This is a genomic window from Rhodococcus sp. UNC363MFTsu5.1, assembly GCF_000686785.1.
Lineage (GTDB): Bacteria > Actinomycetota > Actinomycetes > Mycobacteriales > Mycobacteriaceae > Rhodococcus_G > Rhodococcus_G maanshanensis.
Window position 1 is genome coordinate 674,935 of record NZ_JMLO01000001.1, and the last position, 15,443, is coordinate 690,377.

The window sequence follows — 15,443 nt, forward strand, 5'->3', positions numbered from 1 at the left end:
GCTGGCCTCTTGTGGCTCACCCGATGATCGCTCCGTCCATTCTTTCCGCAGACTTCGCCCGACTCGCCGACGAGGCGGCCGCCGTGGCCGGCTCCGACTGGCTGCACGTCGACGTCATGGATGCGCACTTCGTGCCGAACCTGACGCTCGGGCTCCCGGTCGTGCAGAGCCTGCTCAAGGCGACCGACATCCCGCTCGACTGCCACCTGATGATCGACAACCCCGGCCGCTGGGCGCCGCCGTACGCGGAGGCGGGCGCGCACAACGTCACCTTCCACGCCGAGGCCACCGACGATCCGATCGCCGTCGCACGCGACATCAGGGCGGCGGGCGCGAAGGCGGGCCTCAGCGTCAAGCCCGGCACCCCGATCGAGCCCTACCTCGAGATCCTCAAGGAGTTCGACACCCTCCTCGTGATGAGCGTCGAGCCCGGCTTCGGCGGACAGTCGTTCATGGCCGAGGTGCTGAGCAAGGCGCGCGCGGTGCGCAAGCTGGTCGACTCCGGTGAGCTGACCCTGTTGGTCGAGATCGACGGCGGGATCAACACCGACACTGTCGAGGCGGCCGCGGAGGCCGGCGTCGACTGCTTCGTCGCCGGCTCCGCCGTTTACGGGGCCTCGGATCCGGCGGAGGCCGTTCGCGCGTTGCGCGCGCAGGCCGCGTCGGCCTCGCCCCACCTCACCCTGGCCCAGTAACGTGCCCGGTCCCCGTCCCGCGCCGGAGCCGACCGCGTCCGAGGCGGCGGCGTTGCGGCTCGCCGTCGACGCCGCCGAGCGGGTGCGCGGGACCACCAGCCCCAATCCGCCGGTGGGTGCGGTGATCCTCGACGAGAGCGGCGCGGTCGTCGGCGTCGGCGCGACCAGCCCGGTCGGCGGCCCCCACGCCGAGGTGATGGCGCTCCGGGCCGCGGGCGGCCGGGCCAGGGGCGGCACCGCGGTGGTCACGCTCGAGCCGTGCAACCACCAGGGCCGCACCGGCCCGTGCGCGCTCGCCCTGATCGAGGCCGGGGTGTCCCGGGTGCTCTTCGCCGTGGACGATCCCCATCCGCAGGCCGCAGGCGGTGCGCAGACGCTGCGCTCGGCGGGGGTGGACGTGCTGTCCGGTTTCGGCACCCGCGACGTCGAACTCGGGCCGCTGCGTGCCTGGCTGCACCACCAGCGCACCGGTCGATCCCACGTCACCTGGAAGTTCGCCGCGAGCCTCGACGGACGCAGCGCGGCGGCCGACGGCACCAGCCAGTGGATCACCGGTCCCGAGGCCAGGGCGCGGGTGCATCGGGAGCGCGCCAAGCTCGATGCCATCGTGGTCGGCACCGGCACCGTCCTCACCGACGACCCGTGGCTGACCGCACGCACCCCGGACGGCGGGCTCGCCGATCACCAACCGGTTCGGGTGGTGGTGGGGGAGCGCGAGATCCCGGCCTCGGCCCGGGTGCTCGACGACGCCGCGCCGACCCTGGTGCTGCGGACCCGCGACCCCCGCGAGGTGGTCGCGGCGCTGGCCGATATGCCCGACGTCCTGCTCGAGGGCGGCCCCCATCTGGCCGGGGCTTTCCTCGAAGCGGGATTGGTTGACCGGATCTTGGCGTTCCTCTCACCGGTACTGCTCGGCGCGGGGGCGGCCGCCGTAGAGGATGCTGGGGTCACGAACATCGCGCAGGCGCTCCGGTTCCACCGGGAGTCCGTCGAGACGCTCGGGCCGGACCTGCTGCTGAGCCTGACGCCCGGTGGCCGCGGCGTGGGGGCCGAGGACGAGAATGAAGAGAACAGCACCAACAACTGAGGAGCGGACTGAAGTGTTCACCGGGATCGTCGAAGAACTGGGTGAGATCGTCGCCAAGGAGGACCTGGCCGACGCCGCCCGCTTCACCGTGCGCGGCGCGCTGGTGACCTCCGATGCCGGGCACGGCGACTCGATCGCGGTCAACGGCGTCTGCCTGACCGTCGTCGAGGTGCTCGGCGGCGACTCCTTCACCGCCGACGTGATGGCGGAGACGCTCGACCGCTCCAGCCTCGGCGCGCTCGACGTCGGCAGCCGGGTGAACCTGGAACGGGCGGCGGCGCTGAACAGCCGCCTCGGTGGCCACCTGGTCCAGGGGCACGTCGACGCCACCGGGTCCGTCATCAGCCGGTCGCCCTCGGAGAACTGGGAGGTCGTCCGGATCTCGCTGCCCGACTCGATCGCCCGCTACGTGGTGGAGAAGGGCTCGATCACCGTCGACGGCGTCTCGCTGACCGTGTCCGCCCTCGGCCGGGACGGGGACGGCGGCGAGTTCTTCGAGATCTCGCTGATCCCCACCACCCTCGAGATGACCACCCTCGGCGGTGCCGCTCCCGGCACCCCGGTGAACCTGGAGGTGGACGTGATCGCGAAGTACGTCGAGCGTCTGCAGACCGCCGGCCGGTAGCCGAATTTCGGGCCCGAGGAGTCGGGGTCGTACTGTTGAGGTGCACTTACGGGTGCACGGAGAGCTATTCATGACTTTGATGGAGCGCACCACGTGACCAGGTTCGACAGTATCGAGCGCGCAGTCGCCGATATCGCCGCAGGCAAGGCCGTCGTCGTCGTCGATGACGAGGACCGCGAGAACGAGGGCGACCTCATCTTCGCCGCCGAGAAGGCGACCCCGGAGCTGGTGGCCTTCATGGTCCGCTACACCTCCGGTTACCTGTGCGTCCCGCTCGACGGCGACGACTGCGACCGGCTCGGCCTGCCGCCGATGTTCTCCAGCAACCAGGACAAGCACGGCACCGCGTACACGGTGACCGTCGACGCCAAGGAGGGCATCGGCACCGGCATCTCGGCCTCCGACCGCGCCGCCACGATGCGACTGCTCGCCGACCCGAACTCGGGCGCGAGCGACTTCACCCGCCCCGGCCACGTGGTGCCGTTGCGCGCCAAGGAGGGCGGCGTGCTGCGCAGGCCCGGCCATACCGAGGCGGCCGTCGACCTGGCCCGGATGGCCGACCTGCGTCCCGCGGGCGTCATCTGCGAGATCGTCAGCCAGAAGGACGAGGGCCACATGGCCCAGACCGACGAGCTCCGGGTCTTCGCCGACGATCACAACCTGGCCATGATCTCGATCGCGGACCTCATCGCCTGGCGCCGCAAGCACGAGAAGCACGTCGTGCGGATCGCCGAGGCGCGGATCCCCACCAACCACGGTGAGTTCAAGGCCGTCGGCTACCAGAGCATCTACGACGAGGTCGAGCACGTGGCCCTCGTGCGCGGCGACCTGGCCGGTCCGGACGGCGACGGCAGCGACGTGCTGGTCCGCGTGCACTCGGAGTGCCTGACCGGCGACGTGTTCGGCTCGCTGCGGTGCGATTGCGGCCCGCAGCTCGACGCGGCGCTCGACATGGTGGCCCAGGAGGGTCGCGGCGTCGTGCTGTACATGCGTGGTCACGAGGGCAGGGGCATCGGCCTGATGCACAAGCTGCAGGCGTACCAGCTCCAGGACGCGGGATCCGACACCGTCGACGCGAACCTGGAACTCGGGCTGCCCGCCGACGCCCGCGACTACGGCATCGGCGCGCAGATCCTCGTCGATCTCGGCATTTCCTCGATGCGGCTGCTGACGAACAACCCGGCCAAGCGGGTCGGGCTGGACGGCTACGGACTGCAGATCACCGAGCGGGTGCCGATGCCGTTGCGTGCCAACGCCGAGAACCTCACCTACCTGCGCACCAAGAGGGACCGCATGGGTCACGACCTGATCGGCCTCGACGACTTCGAGACCGGGGGCGCGGTATGAGCGGCGAGGGGCTGCCACAGCTCCAGCTCGACGAGGCGAAGGACCTCAAGCTCGCGATCGTGGCCGGGCAGTGGCACGCCGAGATCTCCGAGGCCCTCATCGCCGGCGCGCAGCGGGTGGCCGAGCAGGCCCAGCTCGAGGACGTCACGCTCGTCCGCGTCGCCGGTGCCATCGAGCTGCCGGTGGTGGCGCAGGCGCTGGCCCGCACCCACGACGCGGTGGTCGCGCTCGGTGTCGTGATCCGCGGCGGCACACCGCATTTCGAGTACGTCTGTGACGCCGTCACGGCCGGCCTCACCCGGGTCTCGCTCGACGAGAGCACCCCGGTGGGCAACGGGGTGCTCACCACGGACACCGAGCAGCAGGCCAGGGATCGCTCCGGCCTCCCCGGCTCCGTCGAGGACAAGGGCGGGCAGGCCTGTGCCGCAGCGCTCGACACCGCGGTGACGCTCCGGCATCTGCGTCAGCCCTGGACCGAGCAGTCGTTCCGATGAGCGCGTGGGAGATGGACGTGCGGTCCAAGCGGTCCGCGCGCTACGCGATGGCCGTGGCGGCGGTGTTCGTGCTGGTGTTCATCGTGCTCGCGGTGCTGCTGCGCAGCTCGGCGACCGGCGTCTACTTCCGGCTGATCGATCAGCTCGCGATGGTCGGCATCGGCGGGATCCTCGCGGGCGGTGCGCTGCTGCTGACCCGCCCGCGACTGCGCGCGAACGCAGAGGGCGTCTCGGTGCGCAATGCGTTCACGGAACGCTTCGTCGAGTGGGATCTGGTGCGCGGACTGACCTTTCCGGACGGGGCGGCCTGGGCCCGGATCGAGTTGCCCGACGACGAGTACATCCCGGTGATGGCGATCCAGGCGAACGACCGCGAGCACGCGGTGAACTCCGTCAGGAAGTTCCGCGAACTCGAATCGAAGTACGCGCAGGCGGACGCCGAATAGCTCCGCGGCGAAGCGATTTCCGGGCGGGGGCCGGCGACACACCCGAAAAGGTGTGTCGCATCCCACGTCCGGATCGGCCCGAGTTCACGCGGCTGTGACCTTCTGGCGCCCCCGGCCCCGCTAATCTGGATCGAGTCAAGCACCGCAATTCGAAACCGTTCGGATCGGGTGCCCGACTCGAATCGCATTGGAGGTCCTGTGGAAATCCTCCTCGTCCTCGCATGCGGCCCGATCATCATGGCCGCCATCTATCTCGCGATCAGCGTCGTCTACTTCGTCGAGCTCCGCAGGCTCGACCGCTCCCGCGCCGCCGTGACCGCCACGACCCAGCCGTCCGGGTGTCAGCCGTCCCAGCGGCTGGCCGACCTGCGTCGGGCGGACGGTCGCCGCGCCCCAGCGGGACGAGGCAACCGCCCGCGCACGTCGAGCCGGCGGAAGCCGGTCACGAGCTCCGCGTAGGTCGCTACCGGACAACGTCTCCGGTCACCGCGCCCTCGCGGCGCGGATCGGCGCCGCCGATCCAGCCGTCGTCGTGACGTCCGAGCACGCTCAGCCCGCTCGATTGGGGCTCCGTCGAAACCTGGTGTCCCATCTCGGTCAACGCCCGCACCAGTGGGTCCGTTGCGCCGTTGTCGGCCGCCTCGACGTTGGGGTGCTCGCCGCCGACGTTCGTCTTCGGTGAGTTCGCCGCACCGAAATCCACCATCGACACGGCCTGCTGCGGATCGAGTTCCCAGTCGAGCATGCCGACCAGCGTCTTGACCACGAACTGGATGATCACCGAGCCGCCGGGAGACCCGACGGCCAGCAGCACCTCGCCGCGGTGACCGTTGCCCCGTTCGAAGACCAGGGTCGGGGCCATCGAGCTGCGCGGCCGCTTGCCCGGCTCGACCCGGTTGGCGAGCGGCGACCCGTCCGGCGCGGTCGGCTGCGCCGAGAAGTCGGTCAGCTGGTTGTTGAGCAGGAAGCCGTCGACCATGTGGAAGGAGCCGAATGCCGACTCGATGGTGGTGGTCATGGCGGCGACGTTGCCGTATCGGTCGGCGACGGTGATCTGGCTGGTGCCGTGGTCGTTGCCCGGCTGGGTGCCCATGGGGACGGGGCCGAAGTCGCCGGGCTGGGCGGTGCCCATGCTCCGACGCGGGTCGATCAGCGCCGAACGACCTTGCAGGTAATCCGGATCGATCAGGGTGTCGGGTGAGTTGCCGGGCAACGGCACGAAATCCGAGTCGGCGACGTACTTGTCCCGGTCCGCGTAGGCCAGTCGCTCCGCCTCGGCGACCAGGTGCACGCCGGAGGCGTCGGGTTCGCCGCCGTCCGCGTCGAGCGCCGTCGGCGGATACGCCGACAGGTCGAAGTTGCTCAGGATGCCGAGGGTCGCGGCCACCGCGGTGCCCCCGGACGACGGGCTCGGCATCCCGCACACCTCGCGACCGCGGTAGTCCGTGCACAGCGGGGTGCGCTTCTTGGCCTGGTATCCGGCGAGGTCCGCGGTCGTCATCGCACCGGGGGTGCGACCGCCGCTCGGGTCGGCGGTCGCCGCGACGATCGCCTCGGCGATGGGCCCCGTGTAGAACGCGTCGGCGCCCTCCGCGGCGATCGCCCCCAACGTCTTCGCCATCGCCGGGTTCGTCAACACGGTGCCCGCCGGTTTCGGTGACCCGTCCGGGTTGAGGAAGTACGCACGCGCGTCCTCGTCGATCGCCAGGTCCCGAGCGGAGCCCGCGATCGAGTCCGCCATCCGCGGACTGATCTCGACCCCGTTGTCCGCGAGCGCGATCGCGGGTTCGAACAGGGTGTCCCATGGTTGCTTTCCGTGTTCGCGATGGCTCATCTCCAGCATGCGCAGCACCCCGGGAACGCCGATCGAGCGACCGCTCGCCCTGGCTGAGGGCGTCGGCTCGGTCCTGTTGGTGTCGTCGACGAAGCGCAGGTAGTTCTCGGTCGCGGCCATCGGTGCGGTCTCGCGTCCGTCGTAGGCCTCGACGGTCCCGGTGGCCGCGTCGTGGTACAGCAGGAAGGCCCCGCCGCCGATGCCCGACGACTGCGGCTCGACCAGCCCGAGCACGACCTGCGCCGCGATCAGCGCGTCCGCTGCGGTGCCGCCGTCGTCCAGGACCCGGCAGGCGGCCTCGGTGGCGACGGGGTTCGCGGTGGAGACCGCGAACGTGGCCGTCGTGACCGGCGTCATCCCGGCTCGGTATCCGGTGGCGATCTCCGGATGGGTGGACAGGTTCGCGCTGGTGGGCGGCTGGGTGAGGGGCGCGGCGGCGATGGGGGTGCCGTTCGGCGCGATGGTGCACGGGCCTGCCGCTCCGTCGTCGGTCGGGGAGCATCCGACCGCCAGGGTAAGGGTCAGGGCCGTCGCGATCGCCGCCGCGAGACGTACCGCGTCGCCTGCTCTCACACCGATCACCCCAGAACGAGTGGCCTACGTGCCCAGGCTTCCGACGCTAGCAGGCGAACGGGCCCCTCGGTGCGGCTGTCCTGGGCCGTCGGTGGGGACGACTAACCTGGTGTTGTGCCCGATCCAGCCACCTATCGCCCCGCCGCGGGAACCATTCCGGTGGCGCCCGGCGTCTACAAGTTTCGTGATCCCCACGGCCGGGTCATCTACGTCGGCAAGGCGAAGAGCCTGCGGAGCCGGCTGAGCTCCTATTTCGCGGACGTCGCATCACTGCATCCGCGCACCCGCCAGATGGTCACGACGGCGGCCAGCGTGGAATGGACCGTGGTCGGCACCGAGGTCGAGGCGCTGCAGCTCGAGTACAACTGGATCAAGGAGTTCGATCCACGCTTCAACGTCCGCTACCGGGACGACAAGACCTATCCGGTGCTGGCGGTGACACTGGGCGAGGAGTACCCGCGGCTGTTCGTGTACCGAGGTCCGCGGCGCAAGGGGGTGCGGTACTTCGGTCCGTACGCGCACGCATGGGCGATCCGCGAGACGCTCGATCTGCTGCTCCGGGTGTTCCCGGCCCGCACCTGCTCGGCCGGTGTGTTCAAGCGGCACAACCAGATCGGCAGGCCCTGCCTGCTCGGCTACATCGACAAGTGTTCGGCCCCGTGCATCGGCCGGGTCAGCGCCGACGAGCACCGACGCATCGTCGAGGACTTCTGCGACTTCCTGTCCGGGCGCACCGACAAGCTGGTGCGAGAGCTCGAGGCGAAGATGCTGCGCGCCTCCGACGACCTGGACTTCGAGAGCGCGGCCCGGCTGCGCGACGATCTCGGGGCGCTGCGCAAGGCGCTCGAGAAGCAGGCCGTGGTGCTCGGGGACGGGACCGACGCCGACGTGGTCGCCTTCGCGGCCGACGACCTCGAGGCGGCCGTCCAGGTGTTCCACGTCCGCGGCGGCCGGGTGCGGGGTCAGCGGGGCTGGGTGGTCGAGCGTTCCGGGGAGAGCGGCGACGGTGACGCCGGCGAAACGGGAGACCTCGTCGAGCAGTTCCTGACCCAGTTCTACGGCGAACAGGCCGCGATGACCGATCAGCCAGGGCTGACCGCGGACAAGAGCACGGTGGTGCCCCGCGAGGTGCTGGTGCCGGAGTTGCCGCCGAACGCCGAGGAACTGCAGGTCTGGCTGAGCGGCCTGCGGGGCTCGGCGGTGACCCTGCGGGTGCCGCAGCGCGGCGACAAGAAGGCCCTCGCCGAAACGGTGCAGCGCAACGCCCAGGAGTCGCTCGCGCAACACAAGCTCCGCAGGGCGGGCGATCTCACCTCGAGATCGGCAGCGCTGCAGGGGATTCAGGAAGCGCTCGACCTCGATCAGGCGCCGCTGCGGATCGAGTGCGTGGACATCAGTCACGTCCAGGGTACCGATGTGGTCGCCTCGTTGGTGGTCTTCGAGGACGGCCTACCCCGCAAGTCCGACTACCGGCACTACTCGATCAAAGAAGCTGCGGGGGACGGGCGTTCGGACGACGTGGCCAGCATCGCCGAGGTCACGCGGCGCCGCTTTCTGCGGCACGCGGCAGACGTGGCAGGTACGGACGTCGCGGACACGGGCAGCGGGGGAGACCAGGCGCCCGAGGCGGCGCTCGACCCGCAGACCGGCAGGCCGCGGCGGTTCGCCTATCCGCCGAACCTGTTCGTCGTCGACGGTGGTGCCCCGCAGGTCGCGGCGGCCGCGGCCGTGCTCGACGAGTTGGGGATCACCGATGTCGCGGTCGTCGGGCTCGCGAAGCGGCTCGAGGAGGTCTGGGTGCCCGGGGACGAGGACCCGGTGATCCTGCCGCGCACCAGCGAGTCGCTGTATCTGCTGCAGCGGGTGCGCGACGAGGCGCACCGATTCGCGATCACCTTCCATCGGAGCAAGCGTTCGCGCCGGATGACGGCCTCGGCGCTCGATTCCGTCCGCGGACTCGGCGAGGCCAGACGCACCGCGCTCGTGACCCATTTCGGGTCGGTGGCCAAGCTCAAACAGGCCACGGTGGAGGAGATCATCGAGGTGCCCGGTATCGGGGTCACCACCGCGAAGGCGGTGCTCGCCGCGCTCGGAGCCGAGCCGGATTCGACTGCCCTCGAGGCACCAATGGGCGTGGATGAACCGGTGGCGGACCCCGCGGTGGGGGATGATGGTGCAAGTGTGACCGCCGAGGCGGCGCACGAGGACGAGTTCGGGGGCTCCGACCAGCACGGAAACGGACTGAGGAGGGCGGGAGTCAAGTGAGCGACCAGACCGGGCAGGGGGAGTCGGACATGGAGGTGGCGCTGGTCACGGGCCTGTCCGGCGCCGGCATGAGCACCGCGGCGAACGTTCTCGAGGACCTCGGCTGGTACGTCGCGGACAACCTGCCGCCCGAACTGATCTCCCGAATGGTCGACCTGGGTCTCGAACCCGGCTCGCGGATCCCCAAGCTCGCCGTCGTCATCGATGTCCGGAGCCGCCGCTTCACCGGCGATCTCGTCTCCGTCATCAAGGAGGTGGAGTCGAAGGCGACGCGGACGCGGGTGCTGTTCCTCGAGGCGACCGACCAGGTGCTGGTGCGCCGATTCGAACAGGTCCGTCGCAGCCACCCGCTTCAGCAGGACGGTGTCGACGGCACCCTGATCGAGGGGATCGAGGCCGAACGGGTGCAGCTGGCACCGGTCAAAGCCGACGCGGATCTGGTCATCGACACCTCGTCGCTGTCGGTGCACGAACTGCGCCAGAAGATCGAGTCCGCGTTCGGTGGCGAGACGACCGGCGCGATTGCGATCACGGTCCAGTCCTTCGGCTTCAAGTACGGGCTGCCGATGGACGCGGACCTCGTGTGCGACGTGCGATTCCTGCCGAACCCGCACTGGATCCCGGAGCTGCGCGAGCACACCGGGCGGGACGCGGCGGTGAGCGACTACGTCCTCTCCCAGGAGGGGGCAAGGGACTACTTGGACACCTATCGGCATTTGTTGGAGTTGACGACCAACGGATACCGTCGGGAAGGCAAGCGTTACATGACAATTGCGGTGGGGTGCACCGGCGGGAAGCATCGGAGTGTGGCAATGACTGAGGCCCTTGCGGGCATGTTGGAGCGTGAACAGGGTGTGACCGTCAAGGTCGTGCACCGGGACCTGGGGCGCGAATGACGTCCGGCTCCCTCGCCGCTGTTCCCGCCGACCCCACGATCGTTGCCCTCGGCGGCGGTCACGGTCTCTACGCCACGCTCGGCGCCGCCAGGCGGGTGAGTTCCGACGTCACCGCGGTCGTGACGGTCGCCGATGACGGCGGCTCCTCGGGTCGGCTCCGGTCCGAACTCGGCGTGATCCCACCGGGCGACCTGCGCATGGCGCTGGCCGCGTTGGCGGCGGACACCCCCGAGGTGCGGACCTGGACGGCCACACTGCAACACCGCTTCGGCGGCACCGGCGCGCTCGCGGGTCACTCGGTCGGCAACCTGATCCTCGCCGGTCTCAGCGAGGTGATGGGCGGCACCGTCGCCGCCCTCGACGAGATGGGGCGGATGCTCGGCATCCAGGGTCGCGTGCTGCCGATGTCCCCAATCGCGCTCGACATCGAGGCCGACGTGGTCGGCCTGGAGAGCGACCCCCGGGTCAGTCGATGCATCCGCGGGCAGGTGGCCGTCGCCACCACGCCCGGGAAGGTGCGGCGCGTGCGGTTGTTGCCGCCGGATCCGCCCGCCTGCCCCGAATCGATCGCCGCCATCGAGCGGGCCGACCTGGTGCTGCTCGGTCCCGGTTCCTGGTTCTCCAGCGTCATTCCGCACGTGCTGGTGCCGGAGCTGGTGCACGCTCTGATGGAGACCGGCGCGCGGAAGACCCTGATCCTCAACCTGGTTGCCGAGCCGGGCGAGACGACGGGGTTCTCCGCGGAGCGGCATCTGCACGTACTGTCCCAGCATGCGCCGGAGCTGACGGTCGACGACATCGTGGTCGACTCGGCGTCGGTGCCGGAGGGCAGTGAACGCGACTATCTACATCGGGCCGCCCAGCTCCTCGGGGCAGAAGTGACCTACGCCGACGTTGCGGACAACGGCGGTGCGACACACCACGCGGGCAAGCTCGCCGCGGTCCTCGACCGCCTCGCGGTGCCGAAGGAACGCCAGACAACCCCCGGAAGGGAGACCACTTCGTGGCAATGACAGCGGAGGTCAAGGACGAGCTGAGCCGGCTTGCGGTGACCCAGGTCTCCGCCCGCAAGGCCGAGGTCTCGTCCCTGCTTCGATTCGCGGGCGGGCTGCACATCGTCGGTGGGCGCGTGGTGGTCGAGGCGGAGGTGGATCTCGGCAACACCGCGCGTCGGCTCCGCCGGGAGATCTTCGACCTGTACGGCTACGCCTCGGACGTGCACGTGCTCGGTGCCGGCGGGCTGCGCAAGAGCTCCCGCTACATCGTGCGGGTGGCCAAGGAGGGCGAGGCCCTCGCGCGCCAGACGGGTCTGCTCGACCTGCGTGGCCGTCCGGTGCGCGGGCTGCCTGCCCAGGTCGTCGGCGGCAGCGTCGTCGACTCGGAGGCGGCGTGGCGCGGTGCGTTCCTCGCGCACGGTTCGTTGACCGAGCCCGGGCGCTCCTCGGCGCTGGAGATCAGCTGCCCCGGCCCGGAGGCGGCCCTCGCCCTCGTCGGCGCGGCCCGCAGGCTCGGTGTCGCGGCCAAGGCCAGGGAGGTGCGCGGCACCGATCGCGTTGTGGTGCGCGACGGCGAGGCGATCGGTGCGCTGCTCACCCGGATGGGCGCCCAGGACACGAGGCTGACCTGGGAGGAGCGCCGGATGCGCCGCGAGGTCCGGGCCACGGCGAACAGGCTGGCGAACTTCGACGACGCGAACCTGCGGCGGTCGGCGCGGGCAGCGGTCGCGGCGGCGGCTCGGGTGGAGCGGGCGCTGGAGATCCTCGGCGACGACGTGCCCGATCATCTCGCGGCCGCGGGCAGCCTGCGGGTGCAGCACCGGCAGGCCTCGCTCGAGGAACTCGGCCAGCTGGCCGACCCGCCGATGACGAAGGACGCGGTCGCGGGCCGGATCCGTCGCCTGCTCTCGATGGCGGACCGCAAGGCGAAGGACACCGGGATCCCGGACACGGAGTCCGCGGTGACCGCCGACCTGCTGGATGAGGCATAGCGAACCTGGTGTATCGAGGTTCACCTCGGGCCCAGTGGGTGATCCATCCCACTGGGCCACCTGTCTTTGCGTCCCGCGCGGAGCACTAGTGTGGGACACACATCTGATCGATGAACACTGAGAATGGTCAAAGGAGCGAATTGTGACTGTCCGGGTAGGCGTGAACGGCTTCGGTCGTATCGGACGTAACTTCTTCAGGGCGGTCGATGCGCAGAAGGCGCTCGGCACCACCGATATCGAGATCGTGGCGGTCAACGACCTGACCGACAACGCGACCCTCGCCCACCTGCTCAAGTACGACTCGATCCTGGGCCGTCTGCCGTACGACGTCTCCCTCGACGGCGAAGACACCATCGTGGTCGGCGATCAGCGGATCAAGGCGCTTGCGCACCGCGGCCCGCTCGACGAGCTGCCCTGGGGCGACCTGGGCGTCGACGTTGTCGTCGAGTCGACCGGCATCTTCACCGATGCGGCCAAGGCCAAGGGTCACCTCGAGGCCGGCGCCAAGAAGGTCATCATCTCCGCGCCCGCCAAGGGCGAGGACATCACCATCGTGATGGGCGTCAACGACGACAAGTACGACGGCAGCCAGAACATCATCTCCAACGCCTCGTGCACCACCAACTGCCTCGGCCCGATCGCCAAGGTCCTCGATGACGAGTTCGGCATCGTCAAGGGTCTGATGACGACGATCCACGCCTACACCCAGGACCAGAACCTGCAGGATGCCCCGCACAGCGACCTGCGTCGCGCCCGCGCGGCCGCCCTGAACATCGTTCCCACCGGCACCGGTGCGGCCAAGGCCATCGGCCTGGTCCTCCCGCAGCTGCTCGGCAAGCTCGACGGCTACGCGCTGCGGGTTCCGATCCCCACCGGCTCGGTCACCGACCTCACCGCGAACCTGCGCAAGTCGGCCACCGCCGACGAGATCAACGCCGCGATGAAGGCCGCCGCCGAGGGCCCCCTCAAGGGCATCCTCAAGTACACCGATGCGCCGATCGTGTCCTCGGACATCGTCACCGACCCGCACTCGTCGATCTTCGACTCGGGCCTGACCAAGGTGATCGACGACCAGGTCAAGATCGTCTCCTGGTACGACAACGAGTGGGGCTACTCCAACCGTCTGGCGGACCTCATCGGTCTCGTCGCGAAGTCCCTCTGATCCACGTGGCTGTACAGACACTGAAGGATCTGCTGGACGCCGGGGTCGCGGGCCGCACCGTGCTGGTGCGCTCGGACCTCAACGTCCCGCTGGACAACGGCACGATCACCGATCCGGGCCGCATCATCGCGTCCGCGCCGACCATCCGCACGCTGGCCGAGGCAGGCGCCAAGGTCATCGTGATGGCGCACCTGGGTCGCCCCAAGGGCGAGCCCGATGCGGCGCTGTCGCTGGCCCCGGTCGCGGCCCGGCTCGGCGAGGAGCTCGGACGCAACGTGCAGCTCGCGGGCGATGTGGTCGGGCAGGACGCGCTGGCCCGTTCCGAGGGACTCACCGACGGTGACGTGCTCCTGCTGGAGAACATCCGCTTCGATCCCCGTGAGACCAGCAAGGACGACGCCGAGCGGGAATCGCTCGCCAAGGCGCTCGTGGAGCTGGTCGACGGCGACGGCGCGTTCGTCTCCGACGGATTCGGTGTGGTGCACCGCAAGCAGGCGTCGGTCTACGACGTGGCGAAGCTGCTGCCGCACTACGCGGGCACCCTGGTGGCCACCGAGGTCGAGGTGCTCCAGAAGCTGACCGAGGACTCCGAGCGGCCGTACGCGGTCGTGCTCGGCGGCTCGAAGGTCTCCGACAAGTTGGCCGTGATCGAGGCGCTGGCCACCAAGGCCGACACCCTGGTCATCGGTGGCGGCATGTTCTACACCTTCCTTGCCGCGCAGGGGGTGTCCGTCGGTAACTCGCTGTGCGAGGAGTCGATGATCGACACCTGCAAGTCGCTGCTCGAGCGGTATGCCGACGTCATCCACATCCCGCAGGACGTGGTGATCGCCGACTCGTTCTCCGCCGACGCGGAGGCGAAGACGGTGTCGGTGCTCGAGATCCCGGACGGCTGGATGGGCTTGGACATCGGACCGGAGTCGGTGGAGCGCTTCGCGGCGATCCTGTCCGGCGCCAAGACGGTGTTCTGGAACGGGCCGATGGGCGTGTTCGAGTTCGAGAAGTTCTCGGCGGGCACCAAGGGTGTCGCCGAGGCGATCATCGGGGCCACCGGCAAGGGCGCGTTCAGCGTCGTCGGCGGCGGCGATTCCGCGGCCGCGGTGCGGCTGCTCGGCCTGCCCGAGGACGGCTTCTCGCACATCTCGACCGGCGGCGGCGCCTCCCTGGAGTACCTCGAGGGCAAGTCCCTTCCCGGCATCGAAGCGCTGGAGGGCTGAGCGATGGCACGTAAGCCGCTCATCGCGGGCAACTGGAAGATGAACCTCAACCACTTCGAGGCCATCGCCCTGGTGCAGAAGATCGCGTTCTCGCTGCCCGCGAAGTACTTCGACAAGGTCGACGTGACGGTGATCCCGCCGTTCACCGACATCCGCAGCGTGCAGACGCTGGTCGAGGGCGACAAGCTCCTGCTCACCTACGGTGCGCAGGATGTCTCCGCCCACGATTCCGGCGCGTACACCGGTGAGATCAGCGGCGCCATGCTGGCGAAGCTGGGCTGCACCTTCGCGGTGGTCGGCCACTCGGAGCGTCGCACCCTGCACGGGGAGTCGAACGAGACGGTGCTCGCCAAGACCAAGGCGGCGCTGAAGAACGGGCTGACCCCCATCGTGTGCATCGGTGAGGGCCTGGAGATCCGCGAGGCAGGCAACCAGGTGGAGTACAACCTGGAGCAGCTGCGCGGGTCCCTGGCCGGGCTGTCCGCGGACGAGATCGCCAAGGTTGTCGTCGCGTACGAGCCGGTGTGGGCCATCGGCACCGGCCGGGTGGCGACTCCGGCGGACGCGCAGGAGGTCTGCAAGGCGGTTCGTGGGGAACTCGCGACGCTGGCGTCGGCCGAGGTCGCGGCGGGCGTTCGCGTCCTCTACGGCGGCTCCGTGAACGCGAAGAACGTCGGCGAGATCGTCGGCCAGCCGGACGTGGACGGCGCCCTCGTCGGCGGCGCCTCGCTCAAGGCGGACGAGTTCGCGACGCTCTCGGCGATCGCGGCGGGCGGTCCGCTGCCCTGACCGGGGCGGCACTGATCTGCTGAACA

The 15,443-nt window shown here is 69.9% G+C and carries 15 protein-coding genes; 14 read left to right on the plus strand and 1 reads right to left on the minus strand.

What is annotated here, in order from left to right:
- Positions 1 to 11 precede the first annotated feature (11 nt).
- The 7 genes from rpe to BR31_RS0103230 all read left to right on the plus strand — a co-directional run bounded on the left by rpe (position 12) and on the right by BR31_RS0103230 (position 5,153).
- Positions 12 to 695: a ribulose-phosphate 3-epimerase gene (rpe, locus tag BR31_RS0103200; protein ID WP_027499688.1), complete on the plus strand. Its 684-nt coding sequence runs from the start codon at positions 12 to 14 to the stop codon at positions 693 to 695.
- Position 696: 1 nt separating this feature from the next.
- Positions 697 to 1,782: a bifunctional diaminohydroxyphosphoribosylaminopyrimidine deaminase/5-amino-6-(5-phosphoribosylamino)uracil reductase RibD gene (ribD, locus tag BR31_RS27305; protein WP_051636907.1), complete on the plus strand. Its 1,086-nt coding sequence runs from the start codon at positions 697 to 699 to the stop codon at positions 1,780 to 1,782.
- A gap of 13 nt (positions 1,783 to 1,795) precedes the next feature.
- A complete protein-coding gene (locus BR31_RS0103210) occupies positions 1,796 to 2,407 on the plus strand; it encodes a riboflavin synthase (protein ID WP_027499689.1) in 612 nt (203 codons plus the stop codon).
- 93 nt (positions 2,408 to 2,500) lie between these two features.
- A complete protein-coding gene (locus BR31_RS0103215; protein WP_027499690.1) occupies positions 2,501 to 3,754 on the plus strand; it encodes a bifunctional 3,4-dihydroxy-2-butanone-4-phosphate synthase/GTP cyclohydrolase II in 1,254 nt (417 codons plus the stop codon).
- Positions 3,751 to 4,248, plus strand: a complete 498-nt coding sequence (gene ribH / locus BR31_RS0103220) for a 6,7-dimethyl-8-ribityllumazine synthase (protein ID WP_027499691.1) — start codon at positions 3,751 to 3,753, stop codon at positions 4,246 to 4,248. The genes BR31_RS0103215 and ribH overlap by 4 nt, the downstream gene beginning before the upstream one ends.
- On the plus strand, positions 4,245 to 4,694 hold the full coding sequence (locus BR31_RS0103225; protein ID WP_027499692.1) for a PH domain-containing protein: 450 nt from the start codon (positions 4,245 to 4,247) through the stop codon (positions 4,692 to 4,694). The genes ribH and BR31_RS0103225 overlap by 4 nt, the downstream gene beginning before the upstream one ends.
- Positions 4,695 to 4,892: 198 nt before the next feature.
- Positions 4,893 to 5,153 carry a hypothetical protein gene (locus BR31_RS0103230; RefSeq protein ID WP_027499693.1) on the plus strand — a complete coding sequence of 87 codons (261 nt, stop codon included), beginning with the start codon at positions 4,893 to 4,895 and terminating at the stop codon, positions 5,151 to 5,153.
- A gap of 4 nt (positions 5,154 to 5,157) precedes the next feature.
- Here the strand turns inward: BR31_RS0103230 and ggt are convergent, their stop codons facing one another.
- Positions 5,158 to 7,101: a gamma-glutamyltransferase gene (gene ggt / locus BR31_RS0103235; protein ID WP_037175478.1), complete on the minus strand. Its 1,944-nt coding sequence runs from the start codon at positions 7,099 to 7,101 to the stop codon at positions 5,158 to 5,160.
- Positions 7,102 to 7,215: 114 nt separating this feature from the next.
- Here ggt and uvrC point away from each other — a divergent pair, with 114 nt between their 5' ends.
- From uvrC to tpiA, 7 genes are all read left to right on the plus strand, one after another.
- Positions 7,216 to 9,366, plus strand: a complete 2,151-nt coding sequence (uvrC, locus tag BR31_RS0103240) for an excinuclease ABC subunit UvrC (protein WP_027499695.1) — start codon at positions 7,216 to 7,218, stop codon at positions 9,364 to 9,366.
- Positions 9,367 to 9,395: 29 nt separating this feature from the next.
- Positions 9,396 to 10,262: an RNase adapter RapZ gene (rapZ, locus tag BR31_RS0103245; RefSeq protein ID WP_051636941.1), complete on the plus strand. Its 867-nt coding sequence runs from the start codon at positions 9,396 to 9,398 to the stop codon at positions 10,260 to 10,262.
- Positions 10,259 to 11,275: a gluconeogenesis factor YvcK family protein gene (locus BR31_RS27310; RefSeq protein WP_037175266.1), complete on the plus strand. Its 1,017-nt coding sequence runs from the start codon at positions 10,259 to 10,261 to the stop codon at positions 11,273 to 11,275. The genes rapZ and BR31_RS27310 overlap by 4 nt, the downstream gene beginning before the upstream one ends.
- Entirely contained in the window at positions 11,266 to 12,249 is a 984-nt protein-coding gene (gene whiA, locus BR31_RS0103255; RefSeq protein WP_027499697.1) for a DNA-binding protein WhiA, read from the plus strand. Before BR31_RS27310 ends, whiA begins: the two co-directional genes overlap by 10 nt.
- A 142-nt stretch (positions 12,250 to 12,391) precedes the next feature.
- Positions 12,392 to 13,411 (plus strand): type I glyceraldehyde-3-phosphate dehydrogenase, encoded by a 1,020-nt coding sequence (gap, locus tag BR31_RS0103260; protein WP_027499698.1) that lies wholly within the window; start codon positions 12,392 to 12,394, stop codon positions 13,409 to 13,411.
- Between the two features lie 5 nt (positions 13,412 to 13,416).
- Positions 13,417 to 14,628, plus strand: a complete 1,212-nt coding sequence (locus BR31_RS0103265; protein ID WP_027499699.1) for a phosphoglycerate kinase — start codon at positions 13,417 to 13,419, stop codon at positions 14,626 to 14,628.
- A gap of 3 nt (positions 14,629 to 14,631) precedes the next feature.
- Positions 14,632 to 15,417: a triose-phosphate isomerase gene (gene tpiA, locus BR31_RS0103270; RefSeq protein WP_027499700.1), complete on the plus strand. Its 786-nt coding sequence runs from the start codon at positions 14,632 to 14,634 to the stop codon at positions 15,415 to 15,417.
- The last annotated feature ends 26 nt before the right edge of the window (positions 15,418 to 15,443 follow it).

What these genes read in the sequence shown, in the direction of transcription:
- ribH (WP_027499691.1), top strand. Translation starts at nt 3,751, where the DNA reads ATGAGCGGCGAGGGGCTGCCACAGCTCCAGCTCGACGAGGCGAAGGAC.
- BR31_RS0103225 (WP_027499692.1), top strand. Translation starts at nt 4,245, where the DNA reads ATGAGCGCGTGGGAGATGGACGTGCGGTCCAAGCGGTCCGCGCGCTAC.
- rapZ (WP_051636941.1), top strand. Translation starts at nt 9,396, where the DNA reads ATGGAGGTGGCGCTGGTCACGGGCCTGTCCGGCGCCGGCATGAGCACC.
- BR31_RS27310 (WP_037175266.1), top strand. Translation starts at nt 10,259, where the DNA reads ATGACGTCCGGCTCCCTCGCCGCTGTTCCCGCCGACCCCACGATCGTT.
- tpiA (WP_027499700.1), top strand. Translation starts at nt 14,632, where the DNA reads ATGGCACGTAAGCCGCTCATCGCGGGCAACTGGAAGATGAACCTCAAC.